At 62.1% G+C, this 22,796-nt stretch carries 18 protein-coding genes; 6 read left to right on the top strand and 12 right to left on the bottom strand.

Features of this window, described 5'->3' with window-relative positions:
- Positions 1-264: 264 nt before the first annotated feature.
- From GNH96_RS07025 to rpsF, 8 genes are all read right to left on the bottom strand, one after another.
- The gene (locus GNH96_RS07025; RefSeq protein WP_169603023.1) at positions 265-444 is read right to left on the bottom strand and encodes a hypothetical protein; all 180 of its coding nucleotides are present in this window, start codon (positions 442-444) and stop codon (positions 265-267) included.
- Between the two features lie 417 nt (positions 445-861).
- Positions 862-1,953 carry a redox-regulated ATPase YchF gene (ychF, locus tag GNH96_RS07020; protein WP_169603022.1) on the bottom strand — a complete coding sequence of 364 codons (1,092 nt, stop codon included), beginning with the start codon at positions 1,951-1,953 and terminating at the stop codon, positions 862-864.
- A gap of 12 nt (positions 1,954-1,965) precedes the next feature.
- The gene (locus tag GNH96_RS07015) at positions 1,966-3,423 is read right to left on the bottom strand and encodes a mannose-1-phosphate guanylyltransferase/mannose-6-phosphate isomerase (protein ID WP_169603021.1); all 1,458 of its coding nucleotides are present in this window, start codon (positions 3,421-3,423) and stop codon (positions 1,966-1,968) included.
- 18 nt (positions 3,424-3,441) lie between these two features.
- Positions 3,442-4,719: a lipid IV(A) 3-deoxy-D-manno-octulosonic acid transferase gene (gene waaA, locus GNH96_RS07010; protein WP_169603020.1), complete on the bottom strand. Its 1,278-nt coding sequence runs from the start codon at positions 4,717-4,719 to the stop codon at positions 3,442-3,444.
- Between the two features lie 25 nt (positions 4,720-4,744).
- Positions 4,745-5,191: a 50S ribosomal protein L9 gene (rplI, locus tag GNH96_RS07005; protein WP_169603019.1), complete on the bottom strand. Its 447-nt coding sequence runs from the start codon at positions 5,189-5,191 to the stop codon at positions 4,745-4,747.
- A 57-nt stretch (positions 5,192-5,248) separates the two neighbouring features.
- On the bottom strand, positions 5,249-6,136 hold the full coding sequence (locus GNH96_RS07000) for a YybS family protein (protein ID WP_169603018.1): 888 nt from the start codon (positions 6,134-6,136) through the stop codon (positions 5,249-5,251).
- A gap of 62 nt (positions 6,137-6,198) precedes the next feature.
- On the bottom strand, positions 6,199-6,429 hold the full coding sequence (rpsR, locus tag GNH96_RS06995; protein WP_169603017.1) for a 30S ribosomal protein S18: 231 nt from the start codon (positions 6,427-6,429) through the stop codon (positions 6,199-6,201).
- A gap of 56 nt (positions 6,430-6,485) precedes the next feature.
- The gene (rpsF, locus tag GNH96_RS06990) at positions 6,486-6,899 is read right to left on the bottom strand and encodes a 30S ribosomal protein S6 (protein WP_169603016.1); all 414 of its coding nucleotides are present in this window, start codon (positions 6,897-6,899) and stop codon (positions 6,486-6,488) included.
- Positions 6,900-7,282: 383 nt separating this feature from the next.
- Here rpsF and gltB point away from each other — a divergent pair, with 383 nt between their 5' ends.
- The 3 genes from gltB (at position 7,283) to GNH96_RS06975 (ending at position 15,044) form a co-directional block, all read left to right on the top strand.
- Entirely contained in the window at positions 7,283-11,911 is a 4,629-nt protein-coding gene (gene gltB / locus GNH96_RS06985) for a glutamate synthase large subunit (RefSeq protein WP_169603015.1), read from the top strand.
- Between the two features lie 37 nt (positions 11,912-11,948).
- Positions 11,949-13,388, top strand: coding sequence for a glutamate synthase subunit beta (locus tag GNH96_RS06980; RefSeq protein ID WP_169603014.1), 1,440 nt, complete (start codon positions 11,949-11,951; stop codon positions 13,386-13,388).
- A gap of 171 nt (positions 13,389-13,559) precedes the next feature.
- A complete protein-coding gene (locus GNH96_RS06975) occupies positions 13,560-15,044 on the top strand; it encodes a TrkH family potassium uptake protein (RefSeq protein WP_169603013.1) in 1,485 nt (494 codons plus the stop codon).
- Positions 15,045-15,129: 85 nt separating this feature from the next.
- Here the strand turns inward: GNH96_RS06975 and GNH96_RS06970 are convergent, their stop codons facing one another.
- Positions 15,130-15,459 (bottom strand): hypothetical protein, encoded by a 330-nt coding sequence (locus GNH96_RS06970; RefSeq protein WP_169603012.1) that lies wholly within the window; start codon positions 15,457-15,459, stop codon positions 15,130-15,132.
- Between the two features lie 170 nt (positions 15,460-15,629).
- Complete coding sequence (gene rpoS, locus GNH96_RS06965; protein WP_223163477.1) at positions 15,630-16,652, bottom strand: RNA polymerase sigma factor RpoS; 1,023 nt, start codon at positions 16,650-16,652, stop codon at positions 15,630-15,632.
- Between the two features lie 320 nt (positions 16,653-16,972).
- Between rpoS and acs the strand changes: the two genes are divergently transcribed.
- A complete protein-coding gene (acs, locus tag GNH96_RS06960; RefSeq protein WP_169603011.1) occupies positions 16,973-18,907 on the top strand; it encodes an acetate--CoA ligase in 1,935 nt (644 codons plus the stop codon).
- Between the two features lie 54 nt (positions 18,908-18,961).
- Positions 18,962-19,300: a P-II family nitrogen regulator gene (glnK, locus tag GNH96_RS06955; RefSeq protein WP_169603010.1), complete on the top strand. Its 339-nt coding sequence runs from the start codon at positions 18,962-18,964 to the stop codon at positions 19,298-19,300.
- A 60-nt stretch (positions 19,301-19,360) separates the two neighbouring features.
- Here glnK and GNH96_RS06950 read toward each other — a convergent pair whose 3' ends face one another.
- Positions 19,361-19,933 carry a MarR family winged helix-turn-helix transcriptional regulator gene (locus GNH96_RS06950; protein WP_169603009.1) on the bottom strand — a complete coding sequence of 191 codons (573 nt, stop codon included), beginning with the start codon at positions 19,931-19,933 and terminating at the stop codon, positions 19,361-19,363.
- Positions 19,934-19,989: 56 nt separating this feature from the next.
- Positions 19,990-20,847, bottom strand: coding sequence for a polyamine aminopropyltransferase (gene speE / locus GNH96_RS06945; RefSeq protein ID WP_169603008.1), 858 nt, complete (start codon positions 20,845-20,847; stop codon positions 19,990-19,992).
- Positions 20,848-20,917: 70 nt separating this feature from the next.
- Here speE and speA point away from each other — a divergent pair, with 70 nt between their 5' ends.
- Positions 20,918-22,795, top strand: a complete 1,878-nt coding sequence (gene speA / locus GNH96_RS06940; RefSeq protein ID WP_169603007.1) for a biosynthetic arginine decarboxylase — start codon at positions 20,918-20,920, stop codon at positions 22,793-22,795.
- The last annotated feature ends 1 nt before the right edge of the window (position 22,796 follow it).

Genomic DNA, 22,796 nt, shown 5'->3' with positions numbered 1-22,796 from the left:
CCGGGGCGTTGAATCAAAGGGCGGTGAAACCGCAGAAAGACCGGAGGCATTCCCAAGGAAGAACGCTCCTATCAGGTGGGATTTGATGCGCAGAAAAGATAGAGCTCCCGTGCTTTAAGTCAAGAACTCATCCTTTCTACGCACCCAAAAAACAGCGAGCATTTGCTCCTAATAGACTTTCCTGTCCTCGCTCACCCGGTCTCGATACCGGGAATGAACGATCCGTATTGTCAAAACAATCCCATTCGAGGAATGGCGAAAGTCCTACTTGCTTTTTTGCTTCGAAATTTGAGCGTCGACTTCCTTGGCCGCCTCTTGAGCGGCACCGCTCTGCCAACCGCTCACTTCATTTTCTCTCGCCTTAAACAAGACGACCAGGACGATGGTCCCTACGATCAGTGCGCCGATCCACAACCAGAAGTTATCTTTTTCTTGGTTTTCCACTTTATATCCTCCTATCGTTGCCGATGTTGCAGGGATTACGCTTCGAGCCCAACGGCTACCCGCCTCCCCATCATATAGTTGATGGTTGCACTCTGAAGCGGGATGGGACGGGACCCATCTCGGTGCTCCGCTTCATTGATGGCAAGTTTACCCCCACAAAATAATGAAAAACAATAGTTGATCTGGATCAAACTTTAAAAATTTTTCGCCTCGCTCCTGCCCCGCTCGTCACACCCATTCGTCCTCGATCAATGCCGGGCGGCGGCCCTAGGCCGGATCGCAGGTCATCGAGCCCCTTCAAAATCGCAGTTCCTGCGATTGTAGACGAGCCCCTCCGTCTACCCTTTGTGACTCCTGGCGTCTTCCGCCACAAAGCGCCAGCGCCCCTCCGCTCGGATCGCCCCCTCCGGGGGGCGCCTAAACATTGAAGCGGAAATGCACGACGTCGCCGTCGCGCATGACATAGTCCTTGCCTTCCAGGCGCCATTTGCCGGCATCCTTGGCCCCCTGCTCGCCGTTGCAGGCGACGAAGTCTTCGTAGGCGATCACTTCGGCACGGATGAAGCCTTTTTCGAAGTCCGTATGAATGACTCCGGCCGCCTGGGGAGCGGTGGCTCCCGCGGGAATCGTCCACGCCCGCACTTCCTTGACGCCCGCGGTAAAAAAAGTGAACAGGTTCAGCAAGCGGTAGGCGGCCCGCACCACCCGGTTGAGTCCCGGTTCATCGAAACCGATCTCCGCCAGAAAATCCGCTTTGTCCTCCTCTTCGAGCTGAGACAGCTCGGCTTCGAAGGCGGCGCATACCGGCACGACCACCGCGCCCTCATCCCGGGCGAAGGCTTCGACCTGATCCAGCAACGGATTGTTCTCAAAGCCGCCTTCCTGAACGTTGGCGATATACATCGTCGGCTTGGCGGTGAGGAGGTGCAGGTCCCGCAGCAAGGCCACGTCCTCCGGGGGCAAAGGCATCGCGCGCACCGGAGTCCCGGCGTTCAGCCCCTTGATCACGAGATCCAGGACGCGAACGCGCTCGATCTCGTCCTTGTTCCCGGACTTGGCGGCCTTCTGGGCCCGCTGCAGGCCCTTCTCCACCGTCGCCATGTCGGCGAGGATGAGTTCCATCCCGATCACTTCGATGTCGGACAGCGGATCGACCTTGCCGGCGACGTGCACCACATCGTCGTTCTCGAAGCAGCGGACGACATGCGCGATCGCGTCGGTCTCGCGGATGTGGGCGAGAAACTGGTTGCCCAAACCCTCACCTTTGGATGCGCCGGCCACCAGACCCGCGATGTCGACGAACTCGATGGTGGTGGGCAGCACCCGCTCTGGCTTGACGATCCCCGCCAGCACTTCAAGCCGCGGATCGGGGACGGGCACCACGCCCACATTGGGATCGATGGTGCAGAACGGATAGTTCTCGGCCGCAATGGCGGCCTTGGTGAGCGCGTTGAAAAGCGTGGACTTGCCGACGTTGGGCAGGCCGACGATGCCGACGTGTAATGCCATTTGGGAATATTCCTAGCGTTCTTCGGTACGGTGGTATTGGTCCTGGAAGCGGACGATGTCGTCCTCGCCGAGATAGCTGCCTGATTGCACCTCGATGATTTCCAATGGAATGGTTCCTGGATTTTCCAGGCGATGGTGAACCCCGATCGGGATATAGGTGGACTGGTTCTCGGTCAGCAGGAATGATTCCTCGCCCCGGACGACACGCGCCGTACCCCGCACCACGATCCAGTGTTCGGCCCGGTGGTGGTGCATCTGCAGCGACAGGGCCGATCCCGGCGTCACGGTGATCCGCTTGACCTGGTAACGCTGACCCGTGTCGATCGACTCGTAGGTCCCCCAGGGCCGGTGCACTCGACGATGAATTTTGTGTTCCGGGCGGTTGGCCGATTTCAGATGTTCAGCGATCTGCTTGATGTCCTGCGCCTTCGATTTATGGGCGACCAGCACCGCGTCCGCGGTGTCCACCACCAGCAGGTCGTCCACGCCGATGGCCGCGAGGAACCGGCTGTCGGCATACAGCAGGGAATTCCGCGTGTCGCGCGCATAAACGTCGCCCTCCACCACATTGCCGTTATCGTCCCGCGGCTTGACCTCGGACAGCGAGGCCCATGAGCCCAGGTCGCACCAGCCCACGTCGATCGGGATGACGACCGCCTGTCCCGAGCCATTCAGCTTTTCCATCACGGCATAGTCGATGGAATCCGCCGGGCAGCGGAGGAAATCGCTCCGGTCCACACGGAGGAAGTTGCCGTCCCGGCAGGACTTCTCGTAGGCCGCTGAACAGTGCTCCAGAATGTCGGGCCGATGCAGCCCTATCCGTTCCAGCCAGACACCTGCCCGCAGGACGAACAGTCCGCTGTTCCAGAGATAATCGCCCGAGTCCAGGTAACGCGAGGCCGTTTCGGCATCCGGCTTTTCCACGAAGGCCTCCAGCTCAAAGATGCCGTCGTCATCCAGCGCCCTGCCCTTGCGGATGTAGCCGTAACCCGTCTCCGCCCTGTCGGGTACGATGCCGAATGTCCCGATCAGCCCGCGTCCGGCAACGCCTAGCGCGCGCGCCAGGCCCGCGCGAAATCCTTCGACGTCGGCGATATGGTGGTCCGCCGGCATCACTGCCAGAATGCATTCTTCCCCATGGCGCTCGCGAACATGAAGCCCCGCGATCGTCAATGCCGGGGCCGTATTGCGGCCGCACGGTTCGAGCAGAATGTCGGCCTCCTCGTAGCCCATCTGCCTGAGCTGTTCGGCCACCAGGAAGCGATGCTGTTCGTTGCATACCACCAAGGGCGAGCGGATGTCGAAGCGCGCTTCGGCGATGCCGCCGATGCGATCGGCGGTTTCCTGGAACAAAGTCCGCTCGCCCAACAAGGGTAGGAACTGTTTTGGATAGGCCTCACGGGAATGGGGCCACAACCTGGAACCCACACCGCCGGAAAGAATGACTGGTTTGATCGTGACGTTCGTCATTGCGCGCCCTCGCAAAAATCAATGAGATGTGGAAAGCTCCCGAAGATGAGGCGCAAGAAGCCGCCAATGCCGCTCCGATGCACCCCGATTGCGTTCGACGAAGGCCAGAGCCCGCCGCCTCAGCTCGGCGCGTAAGCCGGCGTCCGCCGCCAGCCGATCGACCGCGGCGGCCAAAGCCTCGGCGTCGTGGACTCGAAGAGCGGCCTCGCCGCCCGCCAGATCATCGCATATCTGTTTGAAATTCCGGGTATGTTGACCGAACACAATGGCCGTTTCCGCCAATGCGGGCTCCACGACGTTGTGACCACCGATGTCAACCAGGCTCCCGCCGACGAAAGCGATGTCGCTCGCAACGTAGAAACGCATGAGGTCTCCTAGCGTATCGAGCAGGAAAACATCGAAATTCCCAGGCATGACCTCGCCGGCTTGGGTTTGCCGGGCGATCCGGTACCCGCTCGTAGCCACCAGCCGCGCGACCTCTTCGAAACGCTCGGGATGGCGCGGCGCGATCACCAGCTTCAAATGCGGATGCCGGCATCTGACGCTCGCGAAGGCCTCCAGCACCGCCCTTTCTTCACCCGGATGCGTGCTCGCCGCCAGCCACACCAGCCGCTCCTGGAACACGCGCTTCTTGAGGGCTTCTCCAGCCTCGCGAGTCGAGGCATCCAGTTCCGTATCGAATTTCAGATTGCCGGTCACGGTGACGGCCGAAGAATCCGCGCCGACTGCAAGGAAACGGCGGGCGTCGTCCTCCGTCTGGGCCGCGATGTCGACGCCGGCCAGAAGATTCTTCAGGGTGCCGCGGATATGACCATATCGCCGGGCCGACCGCTCCGACAAGCGGGCGTTGGCGATCACGAGCGGAACGCCTCGCCCGCGGCAAGCCGCGAACAGGTTGGGCCAGATTTCCGTTTCCATGATGACGGCCAGACGGGGCGAAAAATGGTCCAGAAAACGGCCGACGCCATCCGGCAGGTCGTAGGGGAGATAAACATGCTCGACCGCATCGCCGAGCACTTTGCGCAGTCGCGCGGAACCGGTCGGCGTGGTCGTGGTGACGAGGATGGAAGCCGGCAGGTGCCGCCGGATGGTGGCAATCAATGAAAATGCGGCTTCCGCTTCGCCCACGGAAACCGCATGAATCCATACGTCCACCGGCCTCCGGGGGCCGGGATAGAACGCAAACCGCTCGGCTACCCGCTCCCGATAGCCCGGATTCGCCCGGCTGCGCCAGAACAGGCGCGCCAGCACCAAGGGGAGGGACGCGTAAAACAGGCTCGTATAAACGGACCTCACGCTCCGCCCCCGGCGCTTGGTCTGATTACTCCGCGACGACCTTCAGGTTCAGCGTCGCGTTCACGTCGCTATGCAGGTGCAGCGTGATTTCGTAATCTCCGGCGAGGCGGATCGGGCCGTGGGGCAGCCGCACCTCGTGCCGCTCGACCGCCACGCCGGCCGCAGTGACCGCTTCGGCGATGTCTTTGGTGCCGACCGAGCCGTACAGCTTGCCTTCCTCGCCGGCTTTCTGGGCGATGGAAACGCTCAGCTGCGAGATCGCCTCGGCGCGGGCCAGTGCAGCAGCAAGCTCGTCGGACGCCTTTTTCTCCAGTTCCGCCCGGCGCTGCTCGAACTCGGCCAGCTTCGCCGCCGTCGCGGCAACCGCCTTGCCTTTCGGAATCAAGAAATTGCGGCCATATCCCGGCCGCACCGAAACCTTGTCACCCAGGCTGCCGAGATTCGGCACCTTCTCAAGAAGAATCACATCCATCTTCCAGACCTCGAAAAAACTGATTTTAAGAAATGAATTATTGCCGGCCCGTGCGCTTCAGGCGCCCGCAATCCGCCGGTGACGCCAGTCCATCCAGACGTCGGTAAACCCCATGAGCACCACGGGGATGGCGACCTGGGGAATCACGAACAGCAGCAGATAAACCCCCGCCAGCCAGAACTTTCCGCCTGCGCGGCGGGACAGCAGCGCATGGATCACCGCGATTCCCACCATGAGGTACAACATGAAAAACACCAGCCCGAGATTCCACATCAATTCCGCCACCGCCGATGACGCAAACAACGCCGCGCCGCCCATGCAGGCCAGAGCGACATACGCGAACGCCGGGCTGGGCCGCAGTTCGAGATACTCGGCGCGGAATCCGCCGGGGTTGTACAGCAAGGACTGCCACCATCGGGCCAACACCAGGGTCATGAATACGCTGAGCGCGGAGCCCGCGCTCACGAAGCCCGTCGCATAATGCGCGGCCACACGCAGTCCCGAACGGGCGGCGTCCGCGTCGAAATCGGCCGGCGCCTGATCCAGCAGCGGCTGGACCATCGGCATGAGCTTTTCGCTCCAGAATTCCGCCGGATTGCTGACCAGGCCATAAACCGCCAAAACGGCCACCAGGGCGGGAATGACGACGGCGGCCAGCGCCCACTCGAGGCGGCGGGACAGCCGCAGCACCCATGCCGCAAGGGCAGTGGGAAGCCAGAGCAACAGCGCATAGATCAAGGGCGCCGCCACGCTGCCCAGCACCACTCCCCCGAAGGCGGCAACGGCCATCGCCGCCGGAACCAAAACCGTCAACGCCGACTGCGGGCCTTGCCGCAGCACTACGAGCCCGAAGGCGGCGGAACTCAGCAGACCGACCAGCGGTATCATGAACGAAAGGCAGGCAAAGCCGGCGATGACAAACACCGCCTGCCACCGGCCCTTCATGACGAAAGCCGCAAGCCCCTTCACGAACCCTCAGCCTTTCAGCGACAACGGCCTAAGGACGCTTATTGCTCGTGCGCATCGCAGAACGGGAGCAGCGCCAAAAACCGCGCCCGCTTGATGGCCGTGGCCAACTGGCGCTGATACTTCGCACTGGTCCCCGTAATGCGGCTGGGAACGATCTTCCCCGTTTCCGAGATGTATTCCCGCAGCATGTCCAAATCCTTGTAATCGATTTCCTTGACATCTTCCGCGGTAAAGCGGCAATACCTTCTACGTTTGAATTGACGAACCATCGGTGAACTCCAAAACCTGATCGGCGAATATGTATTCCGGCTTATCGGCAGCGGCCTCAGGCCTCTGCTTCCGCCTCGTTGTTCGGCTCGACGCCGGCTGCCTTCTCGTCTTCGCTGTCGTCAGCCGACGCGCGCTCGACCTCGGCTTCCCCACCCGACCTTGCCAGCGCCGACGGCTCGGTTACCGCCTCGTCGCGCTTGATCGTCAGACTGCGCAGCACCGCGTCGTTGAACCGGAAACCGCTCTCCAGTTCTTCCAAAGTCGCCTGATCGCACTCGATGTTCATCAACACGTAATGCGCCTTGTGCAGCTTGGCGATAGGATAGGCCAGTTGACGGCGCCCCCAGTCCTCCAGGCGATGGATGCGCCCCATCGCGCCTTCGATGATGGAACGGTACCGGTCGATCATCGCCGGCACCTGTCCGCTCTGATCCGGATGGACCATGAACACTATTTCATAATGTCGCACGCTAATGCTCCTTTCGGTTTGAGTCAGCTTCCCGCCGGGGCGATGAAGCAAGGAGAAGGGGTAGATACCCCGTCAAAAACGGCAAACTATACCCTTTTCACCGTTCCCGAACAATACGGAGGACACATCCAGGCCCCTCGGCCGAGAGAGATAGCGGACGGCATGTGTTGCAAATGCATGCCCGATTCCATATAGTTTCCAGCCATTTTTTGCGGGCGGACCGCCGCCCCCTGTGCGATGACCTTGTCCTCATTCGTTGATCACCGGACCCGCGTAAGCCGCGGCCGTCCCTTTCAGGGCGGAACCCCGTATCGGAACGGATGGGGCGCCACTCCAGACGCGTTCGCTCGTTGACCCGGCGCGATCCTCAAGAGGTAACCCCAATGAGCCACCATGCATTGCCCCGGAAGCAGGGTTTGTACGATCCACGCCACGAACACGACGCCTGCGGCGTCGGCTTCATCGCCCACATCAAGGGCAGGAAAAGCCACGACATCGTTCTCCAGGGGCTGGAAATACTGAAGAATCTCACGCATCGCGGCGCGGTGGGGGCCGATCCGTTGGCGGGCGACGGCGCCGGCATCCTGCTCCAGCTGCCCGATGCGTTCCTGCGCAAGGCGTGCGCCGGACTCGGCATGACGCTTCCCGAGCCCGGCCATTACGGCGTCGGCATGCTGTTCATGCCGCGCGACACGGAGAACCGGCGCCGCTGCGAGGACATCCTGAACCGCTATATCACCGCCGAGGGCCAAACGGTCCTCGGCTGGCGCGACGTTCCCGTGGACAATACCGGCATCGGCGAGACGGTCAAGGCCGTCGAGCCGGTAGTGCGCCAGGTCTTCATCGGCCGCGGCGCCGGTTGCGCCGATCAGAATGCCTTCGAGCGCAAGCTGTTCGTCATCCGCAAGCAGGCCGAAAACGCCGTGCGCGAGGGCAAAGTCGCCGGCGGCGAGATGTTCTACCTGCCCTCGCTGTCGTCGCGCACGATTGTTTATAAAGGTATGCTGCTGGCCGACCAGGTGGGTTCCTATTACCGCGATCTGAACGACGAGAGCCTGGTTTCGGCCCTGGCCCTGGTTCACCAGCGCTTTTCGACCAACACCTTCCCGACGTGGGACCTCGCCCACCCGTTCCGGATGATCGCCCATAACGGCGAGATCAACACGATTCGCGGCAACATCAACTGGATGGCCGCGCGCCGTCAGTCCATGAAATCCGCGCTGCTGGGTGAAGACCTGGACAAAATATGGCCGCTGATCGCCGAAGGTCAGTCCGACTCGGCCTGCTTCGACAATGCGCTGGAGCTGCTGGTCACCGGCGGCTACTCGCTGGTCCATGCCATGATGCTGCTGATTCCCGAAGCCTGGGCCGGCAACCCGCTGATGGACCCCAAGCGCCGCGCGTTCTACGAGTATTACTCGGCGCTGATGGAACCCTGGGACGGCCCCGCCGCCGTGGCTTTCACCGACGGACGCCAGATCGGCGCGACACTCGACCGCAACGGCTTGCGCCCGGCACGCTATCTGATCACCGACGACGACTACGTCATCATGGGGTCGGAAATGGGCGTGCTCAACGTTCCGCAACACAAGATCGTCAAGAAGTGGCGCCTGCAGCCCGGCAGGATGTTCCTGATCGATCTGGAGCAAGGCCGCATCATCGAGGACCAGGAGATCAAGGACGAACTGGCCCGGCGCAATCCGTACCAGGAATGGCTGGACAAGACTCAGATCAACGTCGAGAACCTGCCGCCCGAAGTCGCCGCGATGGCGCCGGATCACGCCACCCTGCTCGACCGGCAGCAGGCCTTCGGCTACACCCAGGAAGACATCAAGGTCTTCTTCAAGCCGATCGCCCTGAGCGGGCAGGAACCGGTGGGTTCCATGGGGACCGACGCCGCCCTGGCCGTGCTGTCGAACCGGCCGCGGATGCTTTACGACTACTTCAAGCAAGGTTTCGCCCAGGTCACCAACCCGGCGATCGACCCGATCCGCGAGGAGCTGGTGATGTCGCTGGTGTCGCACATCGGCCCGCGCCCCAACCTGCTGGCGCTGGACAATGGCGGCAACAACAAGCGGCTCGAGGTACACCAGCCGATCCTCAGCAACAGCGACCTGGAAAAGATCCGTCGCATCGAGGCGCGAACCCAGGGCGCGTTCCAGACCAAGACCCTGAGCATCTGCTTTCCAGCCGATGCCGGTGCACCGGGCATGGAGCCGGCGCTCGACGCCGTGTGCCGCCGCGCCGAACAGGCCGTGCTGGAAGGCAACAACATCCTGATCCTGTCGGACCGCGGCATGGATGCGGGCCATATCGCCATCCCCGCCCTGCTCGCCACCTCGGCGGTCCATCACCATCTGATCCGGGCCGGCCTGCGCACGCATTCGGGCCTGGTGGTGGAAACCGGCGAGGCGCGCGAAGTCCATCACTTTGCCCTGCTCGCCGGCTACGGAGCCGAGGCCATCAACCCCTACCTCGCCTTCGACACTTTGTCGGACCTGCTCGACTCGCTGCCGGAGAAGCTCAGCGAAGAGGAAGCCCATAAGCGCTACATCAAGGCCGTGGGCAAGGCCTTGCTCAAGATCATGTCGAAGATGGGCATCTCCACCTACCAGTCCTATTGCGGCGCACAGATATTCAACGCCGTGGGGCTGGGCGAGAGCTTCCTCGATCGCTATTTCCATGGCACCGAATGCACCACCGGCGGCATCGAACTCAAGGAAGTCGCGGAGGAAACCGTCCGCCGTCACCGCCTGGCTTTCGGCAACGCGCCGCTGTACCGGAGTGCGCTCGACGTCGGTGGCGAATACGCCTTCCGGGTGCGCGGCGAAGATCACATGTGGACGCCGGAAACGGTCTCCAAGCTACAGCACGCGACCCGCGCGAACGACGCCAAGACCTATGCCGAATACGCCAAGCTGGTCAACGAGCAGAACGAGCACCTGCTGACCCTGCGCGGCCTGATGGATTTCCGCTACGCTGCCGAGCCGGTGCCTTTGGACGAAGTCGAACCGGCCAAGGATATCGTCAAGCGCTTCGTCACCGGCGCCATGTCGTTCGGATCGATCTCCTACGAGGCGCACACCACCTTGGCGATCGCCATGAACCGGATCGGCGGCAAGTCGAACACCGGCGAAGGCGGCGAGCTACCCGAGCGCTTCGTGCCGCTGGCGAACGGCGATTCCCTGCGTTCGGCGATCAAACAGGTCGCGTCGGGACGCTTCGGCGTCACCGCCGAATACCTCGTCAATGCCGACGACATCCAGATCAAGATCTCGCAGGGCGCCAAGCCAGGCGAAGGCGGCCAGCTGCCCGGCCACAAGGTCGACGCGGTCATCGCCAAGGTACGCCATTCGACCCCCGGCGTCGGCCTGATTTCGCCGCCGCCGCATCACGACATCTATTCGATCGAAGATTTGGCCCAGCTGATCCACGACCTGAAGAACGTGAATCCGGCGGCCCGCATCAGCGTCAAGCTGGTGTCGGAAGTCGGCGTCGGCACGGTGGCGGCGGGCGTCGCCAAAGCCCACGCTGACCATGTCACCATCTCCGGCTATGACGGCGGCACCGGCGCCAGCCCGATCACCTCCATCAAACATGCAGGGCTCCCCTGGGAAATCGGCTTGGCCGAAACCCACCAAACCCTGGTGCTCAACCGCCTGCGCGGACGCATCTGCGTCCAGGCCGACGGCGGGATGCGCACCGGCCGCGACGTGGTGATCGCCGCCCTGCTCGGCGCGGACGAGGTCGGCTTCGCCACCGCCCCGCTGATCGTCGAAGGCTGCATCATGATGCGCAAATGCCACCTCAACACCTGCCCGGTGGGGGTGGCGACGCAGGATCCGGAGCTGCGCAGGCGCTTCACCGGCCAGCCTGAACACGTGGTGAACTATTTCTTCTTCGTCGCCGAGGAAGTTCGCCAGCTCATGGCCCGGCTCGGCTTCCGGCGCTACGAGGACATGGTCGGCCGCTCCGATCTGCTCGACATGCGCAAAGCCGTCGACCACTGGAAAGCCTCCCGCATCGACCTGTCGAAGGTCCTGTACAAACCGGAAGCCGGCCCCGGCGTCGCCATCTTCAACTGCGAGCAGCAGGATCACGGCTTGGACAAGGCGCTGGACCGCAAGCTGATCGAATTCGCCCGGCCTGCGCTGGAAGAGAAAAAACCGGTCCATATCGACATCGGCGTTCGCAACTACAACCGCACCCTGGGCGCCATGCTCTCGGGCGAGGTCGCCAAGCGCTACGGCCATGCCGGCCTGCCGGAAGACACGATCCACATCAAGGCCCACGGCACCGCCGGCCAAAGCTTCGGCGCCTTCCTGGCCGCAGGCGTGACGCTGGAGCTGGAAGGCGAGGCCAACGACTACGTCGGCAAGGGTCTGTCCGGCGGCCGTCTGGCGATCTATCCGCCGGCCGACTGCCCCATCACGCCGGAACAAAACATCATCGTCGGCAACACCGTGCTATACGGCGCCATCAGCGGCGAATGCTATTTCCGCGGCGTGGCCGGGGAGCGCTTCGCGGTCCGCAACTCCGGCGCGATCGCGGTGGTGGAAGGCCTCGGCGATCACGGCTGCGAGTACATGACCGGCGGCGTGGTGGTGGTGCTGGGCGAGACCGGACGCAACTTCGCGGCCGGCATGTCCGGCGGCGTCGCCTATGTGCTGGACGAATCCGGCGATTTCGAACAGCGCTGCAACCTGGCCATGGTGGAACTCGAGCCCCTGCTGGCGGAAGACGATGCGCTGGAGCATTTCGAGCACCAGGGCGGCGATCTGGAGACTCACGGCATGGTCGACATCATGCACGACATGACCCGCAACGACATGCGCCGACTGGGTTTCCTGATCGAGAAGCACCGCCGCTATACCGGCAGCGAGCGCGCCGGGCTGATCCTGGACAATTGGGCGGTCTACGCACCCCGGTTCGTCAAGGTCATGCCGGTCGATTACCGCAAGGCGCTTGAAAAGATGCAGCAGGCCCGGACCGGTGCGTCCGCGCACCATTGAATCCGGCCCACAAGACAGACGCGAGGTATTGAACAAGATGGGAAAACCCACCGGTTTCATGGAAATTGCTCGGCAGGACCGGCGTTACACCCTGGTCGCGGACCGCATCCAGCATTACCGCGAATTCGTAGTGCCGCTCAGCGAGGAAGAAATCAGCCGCCAGGGCGCCCGCTGCATGGATTGCGGCATCCCCTATTGCCACCAGGGCTGCCCCGTCAACAACATCATTCCGGACTGGAACGATCTGGTGTATCAAGGCAATTGGGAAGAGGCGAGCGAGGTGTTGCACAGCACCAACAACTTCCCGGAATTCACCGGCCGGATCTGCCCCGCTCCTTGCGAAGCCGCCTGCACGCTGAACCTCAACGACGAGCCGGTCACCATCAAGACCATCGAGTGCTCGATCGTCGACAAGGCCTGGGAAGAAAGCTGGATCCGTCCGCAAATCCCCCTCAAGCGCACCGACAAACGCGTGGCCGTGGTGGGCTCGGGTCCGTCCGGGCTCGCCTGCGCCCAGCAACTGGCTCGCGCCGGCCATGGCGTCGTCGTCTATGAGAAGGCGGACCGTATCGGTGGCCTGCTGCGCTACGGCATTCCCGACTTCAAGATGGAGAAACATCTGATCGACCGCCGCATCGCCCAGATGCAGGCGGAAGGCGTGATCTTCCGTCCGAACAGCCACATCGGGGCCAATATTCCGATGAGCCGGCTGCTGGCCGATTTCGACGCCATCGTGCTGGCCGGCGGCTCGGAGCAGCCGCGCGACCTGCCCGTTCCTGGGCGCGAGCTGGGCGGCATCCATTTCGCCATGGAGTTCCTGAAGCAGCAGAACCGGCGCGTCGCCGGCGATGCGATCGAAGACGAGAGCAGCATCCTGGCAACGGACCGGCACGTCATCGTCATCGGCGGCGGCGACACCGGCTCCGACTGCATCGGTACCTCGATCCGCCAGGGCGCCGCCTCGGTCGTGCAACTGGAAATCCTGCCCCAGCCCCCGGCCAAGGAAGACAAGGGGCTCACCTGGCCGAACTGGCCCAACCGGCTGCGCACCTCCTCCTCGCAGGAAGAAGGCTGCGAACGCCGCTGGAGCGTCGCGACCAAGCGCTTCAGTGGCGAAAACGGGCGGGTCACCCAGATCCATTGCATCGAAGTGAGCTGGAAACAGGACGGCGGACGTTGGCTCATGGAAGAAATCCCGGGCAGTGAATTCACGCTCAAGGCCGACCTCGTCCTGCTCGCCATGGGTTTCGTACACCCGGTGCACGAAGGGCTGCTGGAGGAAGCCGGGGTCCGGCTCGACGAGCGCGGCAATGTCCAGGCAGATGCCCTGAGCTATCGCACCTCGGTGGACAAGGTATTCACGGCCGGAGACATGCGGCGGGGGCAGTCGCTCGTCGTCTGGGCAATCCGCGAGGGGCGCCAGGCGGCACGGGCCGTAGACGAATTTCTCATGGGCCACTCCGAATTGCCGCGGTGAACCCGGCGATACCGTGAGTCGCCCCAGTATCGTGAGCGAACCCAGGACCCCCGGCCCGAAGCCGCCGTCCGAGGACATCGGAACCGGAAATCCGGGCCCGCGTCCGAATCGCGCCGACGGCTTGTGTGATGGCCCGCCGATGCACCCCATGCACCGACTCCGCCGTTGACGATGCCCCAGATCGCATCCCGCAGCACCGTAAAGCGCCTGCTCTCTCTCGCCCGTGTGTTCGGGTTGATGCTGATGGTCTTCAGCCTGACCTATCTGCTCCCGATCTCAGCCTCCTTGCTCGCCTCCGACGGCACTGCGCTCCTGTTCATCGAGGACATGCTCTTCACCATCGGCGCCGGCGCGATGCTTTGGATCGCGACAAGGCAGTATCAATACGACCTCAAGTCCAAGGATGGCTTCCTACTCGTGGTGCTGGCCTGGACCGGCATGGCGGCCTTCGCTACCTTCCCGCTGATGTCGTACATCGAGGGGCTATCGTTTACCGATGCCTATTTCGAAGCCATGTCCGGGCTGACGACGACAGGGGCTACGGTGCTGGCGGGCCTCGACCAGCTTCCTCCCGCAATCAACCTCTGGCGCCACGAATTGAACTGGCTGGGCGGGATGGGCATCATCGTGCTGGCGGTGGCCATTCTCCCCGTGCTGGGCATCGGCGGACGCCAGCTGTTCATGGCGGAAACCCCCGGCCCCATGAAGGAAAACAAGCTGACACCGCGGATCACCGAAACCGCAAAAAATCTTTGGCTGGTTTACGCCTATATCACGCTGGCCTGCATCCTGTGCCTCAAGATAGCCGGCATGAGCTGGCTTGACGCCATCTGTCATGCTTTCGCCGCCATGAGCCTGGGCGGGTTCTCGACCCATGATGCCAGTGTCGGCTACTTCGACTCGCCGGTGATAGAAGCGATCCTGATGGTTTTCATGCTGATCGCCGGAATGAACTTCTCCACCCATTTCCTGGCAATCCGCACCAGGAGCCTGAAGGCTTATCAGCATGACATCGAGGCCATTCCCTACCTGATTCTGGCATTAGGAAGCTGTCTGGCCATCGCCCTGTTCCTGGTCGCGCACCACACTTATCCGGATTTCTGGACCGCTCTACGGCATGCGAGCTTCAACCTCGTGTCCATCGCCACCGACTGCGGTTTCGCATCCGTAGACTATAATCAGTGGCCCTTGTTCGCACCGCTGTGGATGCTGTTCCTGAGTAGCATCCTGGTGTGCACGGGTTCGACCGGCGGCGGTATCAAGATGATGCGCACCCTGATCCTGATGAAACAGAGTCAACTGCAGATGCTGCTCCTGACACATCCGACGGCGGTCAATCCGGTCAAGATCGGCCATATGGTGATTCCTTCGAGCATCATTCTGTCGGTCCTGGGTTTCATCTTCGTCTACTTCATGAGCATCGTCATCCTGACGTTGTTGCTGGTGGTCAGCGGGCTGGACATGGTGTCCTCGTTCTCTGCCATCATCGCCAGCATCAACAACGCAGGTCCCGGCCTCAATGTGGTGGGACCCGCCAGCAACTATGCCTCCCTTTCCGATTTCCAGACCTGGACATGCACCGTCGCCATGTTCCTGGGCCGCATCGAGGTTTTTACCGCACTGATCATCTTCACCTCGACATTCTGGCGCAAATGAATCGCCAAAAAAGAAGCGCCCCGCAAAGGGGCGCTTCGTCTTGCCCATCAGCGCGGGCAAACAGCCGATACCAAAAGCATCCCGATCAGGGCCACCATAATCCGGGGCCCCACATGCCCCAGTTCATCGTGGCATCGAGGTTGGTCTCCGCCGCCTGCCTCTGCTCGTCGGCGATTTCCTTCTCCACCGCGAGCTTCTGGAAACGTGCATAGGCGTCCGCGTCGCCCACGTAAACGCATTGACAGATGCTCGCGTCCGCGTAGACGTACATTATTTTGTCGCCTTTGGGGTGCGCGACAAGCTTCTGCTGCGTCATCCCCTTGACGTTGGCCTGCTGCTCCGGCGTCTGAGCATAGTTGATCTTGAAGCCGGCGGCCGCAAGCAGCTGTTCCGTATCCTGAATCTTCTCTTCCATAGACGCGCAAGCCGCCAATTGGAAAGCAATCCCTAGGATTCCGAATCTACGAAGCGTCATGATTCTCTCTTGAGTCCGTTGCATTCTGGGTAATTTAACGCGGATCGGTCCCTGCGTCGACAAGGACGGGCGCCCTTGAAGCCAGCCAGCAGGAGCCGACAGCGGCCGGCTCAGTTCAGCAATACCGCGTCGGCGGTATATCCTTCCGCCTCCAGCATGCCGCGCAGCTTGAGCTGCGCCTCTCTTTGAATCTGGCGAACTCTTTCGCGGGTGATCCCCATATCCAGGGCCACCTCTTCGAGCGTCGCCACCTCATGCCCACCGAGCCCGAAGCGGCGCTGGAGAACCTCACACTGGCGGGAATTCAGTCGATCGAGCCATTCGCCGATTTTCTGTTCGAGTCGTTCCGCCAGCAGAGTATCCGTTATCGGACTCTGACCGTCATCCGGCGCCATGTCGAGCAGGGATTTGGAGGAATCGGCGGTGATCGGCGCATCGGCCGACAAATCCTTTTCACTCAGCCGCAGAAGCTGCTCGACCCGCTCGGGAGATTTGCCGAGTTGCCGGGCCACATCCAGAGCCGTCGGCACCCCCTGTATTTTGACGGACAGGCTCCGGTAGGCCTTCAGTACCACGTTCATTTCCTTGGCCACATGAACCGGAAGCCGGATGGCCCGGACCTGGCTCATCAGGGCGCGCTCGATCGTCTGCCGTATCCACCAGGTTGCGTAGGTGGAAAAGCGGAAACCGCGGTCCGGCTCGAACTTCTCGACGGCCCGGATCAGGCCGAGATTGCCCTCTTCGATCAGGTCGAGCAAAGGCAAACCCCGGTTCAGATAGCGGCGTGCAATCTTGACGACCAGACGCAGATTGCTTTCGATCATGAGGCAGCGGGCGGCCTCATCGCCTTCGAGGGCACGCCGTCCGAAATGCTTCTCTTCCTCCGCCGTCAGAAGTTTCCATTTCCCCAATTGGTTCAGGTAAATCCGCGTCGCATCGAGCTCGGAACCAACCTCGGCCCCTTCTCCGCATTCATCGGAAGCTTCATCCCGCCACCCTGGCGCCCCGCCATCATCGACGGCGTCCACCTCGATCTCGCAACCGGCGCTCATTTCGATCGCGGCTGTCTCATCGACATAAGCCAAGCCCCCAACGAGACCGCCATCCAACTCAAAATCGACTTCAGACGACATCGGTTTCTTCCTCAACAAACCCGCCGCTCACGACCCCTCTGCCGGACGCGGCATTCGCACTACCCGTTATCGCGAACTCCCGCAATAACGCCCCTTCGATACCGCGCTCCATTGTATACCGACGGAGGGAAGAAAAACCCTCTTTTTACGAAGTAAACAGGCACGTCACGGGTTCTTACTCTTCAGCCCCTCTCAGGACGGCGCCTGATACCTCGGCTCAGATTTCATTGTCGCCGAACCCGTCTTAAAATTCACCGGATTTCATGCCCTTCTCATGAGTATAATTCTCAATTCGCGGCCGACCGGACACGCCACAATAAATGAAAACAGAACACGTCTATCCCGTTCCTGCGAATATCGCGGCGTCCACCCTGATATCCGACAAAATTTATCGGGAAATGTATGACAACTCCATCAGGGATCCCGAAGGATTCTGGGCCGGCTTGGCCGAGGAATTCTTAAGCTGGAACACCACCTGGAACCGGGTGGCGCGATGGGACTTCGATACGCCGAACATCGAGTGGTTCTCTGGCGGACGATTGAATGTCTCCTACAACTGCCTCGACCGTCATCTGCCCGAACGAGGCGATCAGACCGCAATCCTCTGGGAGGGCGACCAGCCCGACGACCAGCGCAGCCTGAGCTACCGCGAATTGCACGACCGCGTCTGCCGGTTCGCCAATGTACTGAAATCCCATGGCGTCGGCAAAGGCGACCGGGTCTGCATCTATCTGCCGATGATCCCCGAAGCCGCCGTGGCCATGCTGGCCTGCGCCCGCCTAGGCGCCATACACTCGATCGTGTTCGGAGGGTTTTCGTCCGAGGCATTGAAGGACCGCATCCTGGATGCCGATTGCCGCCTCGTCGTCTGCGCCGACGAAGGTCGGCGGGGCGGAAAATTCGTGCCGCTCAAGCACAATGTCGACATCGCACTGCGCGAATGCCCGGAGGTCCGAACCGTGCTCGTGGTGCGCCATACCGCTCGGCCGGTGGACTGGACCGAAGGACGCGATCACTGGTTTCACGAGGCCGTGGAGTCCGCATCGCCCAACTGTCCCCCCGAAGACATGGATGCGGAAGACCCGCTGTTCATTCTCTATACCTCCGGCTCGACCGGCAAACCGAAGGGGGTGGTCCACACCACGGGCGGCTATCTGCTGTATGCCGCGGTCACCCACAAATACGTTTTCGATTACCGCGGCTGCGAAGTGTATTGGTGCACCGCGGATATCGGCTGGATCACCGGCCACAGCTATGTCGTCTACGGCCCGTTGTGCAACGGCGCAACCACCCTAATGTTCGAGGGCGTGCCGACCTATCCCACGCCGGCGCGGCTCTGGCAGGTCATCGACAAATACAAGGTCAGCATCTTCTACACGGCGCCCACCGTCATCCGGGCCCTCATGGGTTTGGGCGAGGACTGGGTGAAGCAGGCGGAACGGAGCAGCCTGCGAATACTGGGCTCGGTCGGCGAACCCATCAATCCCGAGGCTTGGGAATGGTATTACCACGTGGTCGGCGATGGCCGCTGCCCGGTGCTCGACACCTGGTGGCAGACCGAGACCGGCGGCATCATGATCACGCCCCTTCCGGGAGCCACCCCGCTCAAACCCGGCTCCGCCACCCGGCCCTTCTTCGGCATCATCCCCGCCATCCTGGACGCCCAGGGCAATGAACTGGCCGGCCCGGCGGAGGGCGTCCTGGCCATCACCGCTTCCTGGCCGGGCCAGGCCCGCACCGTGTTCCGCAATCACGATCGTTTCCGCGAGACGTATTTCGCCCTCTATCCGGGCAAATATTTCACCGGCGACGGCGCGCGCCGGGACGCGGACGGTTATTACTGGATCACCGGCCGGGTGGACGACGTCATCAACGTCTCGGGACACCGGATGGGCACCGCCGAGATCGAGAGCGCGCTGGTGCTGCACGATGCCGTAGCGGAAGCCGCGGTGGTCGGCTACCCGCACAACATCAAGGGCCAGGGCATCTATGCCTATGTCACCCTGGTTGCCGACGCGACCCCGAGCGAAGAGCTGAGGCGCGAACTGATCGACCTGGTCAAGCAGGAAATCGGCGCGATCGCGACCCCGGACATCATCCAGTGGACACCAGCCCTGCCGAAGACCAGATCGGGTAAAATCATGCGGCGAATACTGAGGAAAATCGCCGCCAACGACCTGGATCAACTGGGAGATACCTCGACGCTGGCCGACCCTGCGGTCGTCGACGACATCATCCGGAACAAACCGGCCTAGCGGCTGTCATCACGCTTCACTCACTTGAAAAAACAACGATCCGCGGAGACGATCATGAAACTCATCACTGCAATCATCAAACCCTTCAAGCTCGACGACGTGCGCGAAGCGCTTTCCGATATCGGCGTGAGTGGACTGACGGTCACCGAAGTCAAGGGGTTTGGGCGGCAAAAAGGCCATACCGAACTCTACCGCGGAGCCGAATACGTCGTGGATTTTTTGCCGAAGGTGAAACTGGAGATCGCGGTCGCCGACAATCTGGTGGACACGGCGGTCGATGCGATCGTCAAGGCGGCGAACACGGGCAAGATCGGCGACGGCAAGATCTTCATCACCGCCATCGACCAGGCGATCCGGATTCGCACCGGGGAAACCGGGGATCAGGCGCTGTAACAGCCCCCCGCGCCAGATTCAGACGTTAGAAACGCAAGGGCAGCTCCTGGCTGCCCGCCGTCAATCGCCAACGGGCAATTGGTGCTCGCGGCAGATCATCTCGGCATCGTCCTCGAACAATTGTTCACCGGTCAGCGCGCAACGGCGACGGGCATCTTCGAGAATGAGGTGGTAACGACAGGTCTTGCAGGCACCGAAGGTCTTGAGCTGGTTGGCCACCTGCATCGCCTGGAGGACATTGGCGAGGGCCGATTCCAGTACCTGGCGCTGGTCCTCCGGCAGAGTGCGCAGGGCCGCACGCAGCACGGGGGGCGGAATCGACTCCTTCAGCAGCCGCCGGCCCGCCTCGGTCAACGTCAGATGCACCACACGCCGGTCACGGGCATCGCTTTCCTTGACGATCAAGCCATTGCTTTCGAGGACCGCCAGTGTCTGCGATACCGTCCCCTTGGTCAGCCCCAGATAGTCGGCCACGGCCAGCGGCGTGTTGCTGTACCGGTTGCAACTGGCCAGATAATGCAAGGCTTCGAGCTGCACCGGCTGAAGCCCTTTGAAGCTTTCGGACCGGCGCGCATCCATGCGGATCAGGTTCGAAATCCGCTCCAGATAGTCGTATACGCGATCAGCTTCCATGGCGATCAATGGTATCGGACCGATCGTATCTTGACAAATCGCCGCCGAGCATCGGTTCAGCCCAGCTCCCGCAGGGCGTTGCGAAAGAACTCAGGCACGGCGAACGCGGCCCGATGGATTTCCGCGTTGTAATACTGTGTCGGGAACGGCTTCGCCACCGCGGCGTCCGCGCGGAACCGGCTCAGGTCCCCTTTGCCGGCCATCGTGGCACTCCACCAGCCCGACGGATAGATGAATTGCGGGAAGAACAGCGTGCGTGTCTGCGAAAAGCCCGCCTGCCGCATGATCCGATGCATCGAGGTGATGAGCGGCATGTGGAACAGCGGCGATTCGCTCTGCTGCGCCAGGATACCGTCGGCACGCAGGCAGCGGTGGCATTCGCGGAAAAACGCTTCGTTGAACAGCCCCTCCGCCGGCCCGACCGGGTCGGTGCTGTCGACGATGATGACGTCGACGGAAGCCTCCGGCGCATCCTTTACCCATTGGATGCCGTCGATGAACAGCAGTTCGGCGCGGGGATCGTCGTTGGAATCACACAGCGCCGGGAAATACCGCTCCGCCAGCCGGGTCACGCGCTCGTCGATGTCGATCTGAACGGCCTTCTCGACTTCCTCGTGCTTCAGCACTTCGCGCAGACTGCCGCAGTCGCCGCCGCCGATGATCCACACCGTCTTCGGTGCGGGATGGGTGTAGAGCACGGGATGCGTCATCATCTCGTGGTAGAGGAAATTATCGCGGTCGCTCACCATGGTGCAGCCGTCGATCACCATGAGCTTGCCGAACCATTCGGTGTCGTAGATCTCGATGCGCTGGAACGGTGTCTGTTCCTCGTGCAGCTTCGCCTTGATTTTCAGGGACAGCGCACTGCCGTACTGTGGATAGGATTCGGTAAACCAGTCCTGTGCGTCGCGCATGGAAGTCCTCCTGCGTGGAAAAAATGTTGCATTCTCCCCATAATTGGATGTTTTTGAAAGACGGTCCCCCATGACAAAGGTGAACTGGACGCTGAGCGAAGCGCGCGATACTTACGGTATCGAGCATTGGAGCGAAGGGTATTTCGACATCGCGCCCGAGGGCGATGTCGTCGTCTGCCCGCGGCGGGGAGAGATCGATGGCAGCGTGAGTCTTGCCGCCATCGCCCGCAGCGTCCGCGCCGAAGGGCTTTCCCTCCCGGTACTGATGCGCTTCACCCAGATCCTCCACGACCGGGTGCGCTTGCTCACCTCGGCTTTCGGCAAGGCGCGCGCGGCCTACGAATACACGGCGAATTACACGCCGGTTTACCCCATCAAGGTCAACCAGCAGCGCAGCGTCATCGAGAACATTCTCCGGGCCGGCGGCGTCGGCCTGGAAGCCGGCAGCAAATCGGAGCTGCTCGCCATCCTCGCGCTGGCGGAATCCGGCACCATCGTCTGCAACGGCTACAAGGACCGTGCCTACATCCGGCTGGCCCTGATCGGTAGCCGACTGGGGCTGCGCGTCTTCATCGTCATCGAGAAACTGTCCGAACTCGAACTGGTGCTGAGCGAGTCCCAGGCGCTCGGCATCGCCCCGCAGCTCGGCGTCCGGGTGCGGCTCTCCAGCATCAGTACCGGCAAATGGCAGAACAGTGGGGGCGAGAAGTCCAAATTCGGCCTGCATGCCGGCGAAATCCTGAAGTTCCTCAAACGGCTCGAAGGCGTCGGCGGACTCGGCTGGGTCCGGCTGATGCATTTCCACATGGGATCGCAAGTCGCCAACATCAACGACGTCAAGACCGCCTTGCGCGAGGCCGGCCGCTACTACGCCGAGCTGCGGCGGCTGGGCGCGCCGGTGGATCATGTCGACGTCGGTGGGGGCCTCGGCATCGACTACGAGGGCACGCACTCGGTCAGCGACTGCTCGATCAACTACAGCGTGGAGGAATACGCCCACAGCATCGTCCGCGCGTTCGCCGAACTCTGTGCCGAGCAGGGACTGCCCCCGCCCAATCTGATCACCGAAGCCGGCCGTGCAATGAGTGCCCACCATGCCGTGCTGGTGACCAACGTCGTCGATATCGAAACGGCCACCTACGACGCCAGCCCGGTCTCGGCCTCGGTGGCCCAGCCTTTGAAAGACTTGGAAGACCTGCTCCGGCGGGTGGACAGCGAATCGGTGCTGGGGCTATACCACGACGCCGAGTTCGACCTGTCCGAAGCCCGGACCATGTACGTCCAGGGCAAGATCTGCCTGGACCAGTTGGCGGAAGCCGAAAGACTCCATGCCACGCTCTGCCATGAAGTGCAGCAGCGCCTCGACATCCGTCTGAGGGCCCACCGGGCCGTGCTCGACGAGCTCAACGAACGCCTGGCCGACAAGCTGTTCTGCAATTTCTCGGTCTTCCAGTCGATTCCCGATGCCTGGGCGATCGATCAGATCTTTCCGGTCATGCCTCTGCAGCGTCTCGACGAGGAGCCCACCCGGCGGGCGGTGGTCCAGGATATGACCTGCGATTCCGACGGCCGGATCAATGCCTACATCGACCGCCAGAGCATCGAGAACACCCTGCGGATGCACGAGCCGGTACCGGGCGAGCCTTATCTGATCGGCATCTTCCTGGTCGGCGCCTATCAGGAAATCCTGGGCGACATGCACAACCTGTTCGGCGACACCCACTCGGTCAATGTCGAACTGGACGGCTCGGGCGGCTACACCTTCAGCCATACCCGTCGGGGCGACGGCGCCGACGATCTGCTGCGCTACGTCCACATCGACCCCGACGAGCTGGAACGCGCCTACCGCAAGAAGCTGATCGAAGCGGATATCCCCTTGCACCAGCGCAAGCAGTACGAAAGCGAACTGATCGCCGGGCTCAGCAACTACACCTATCTGGAGGAATGAG

The sequence above is a fragment of the Methylococcus geothermalis genome (assembly GCF_012769535.1).
Taxonomy (GTDB): Bacteria; Pseudomonadota; Gammaproteobacteria; order Methylococcales; family Methylococcaceae; genus Methylococcus; species Methylococcus geothermalis.
Note: the sequence above shows the minus strand (reverse complement) of the source record. Positions and strands in the feature narration are given on the sequence as shown.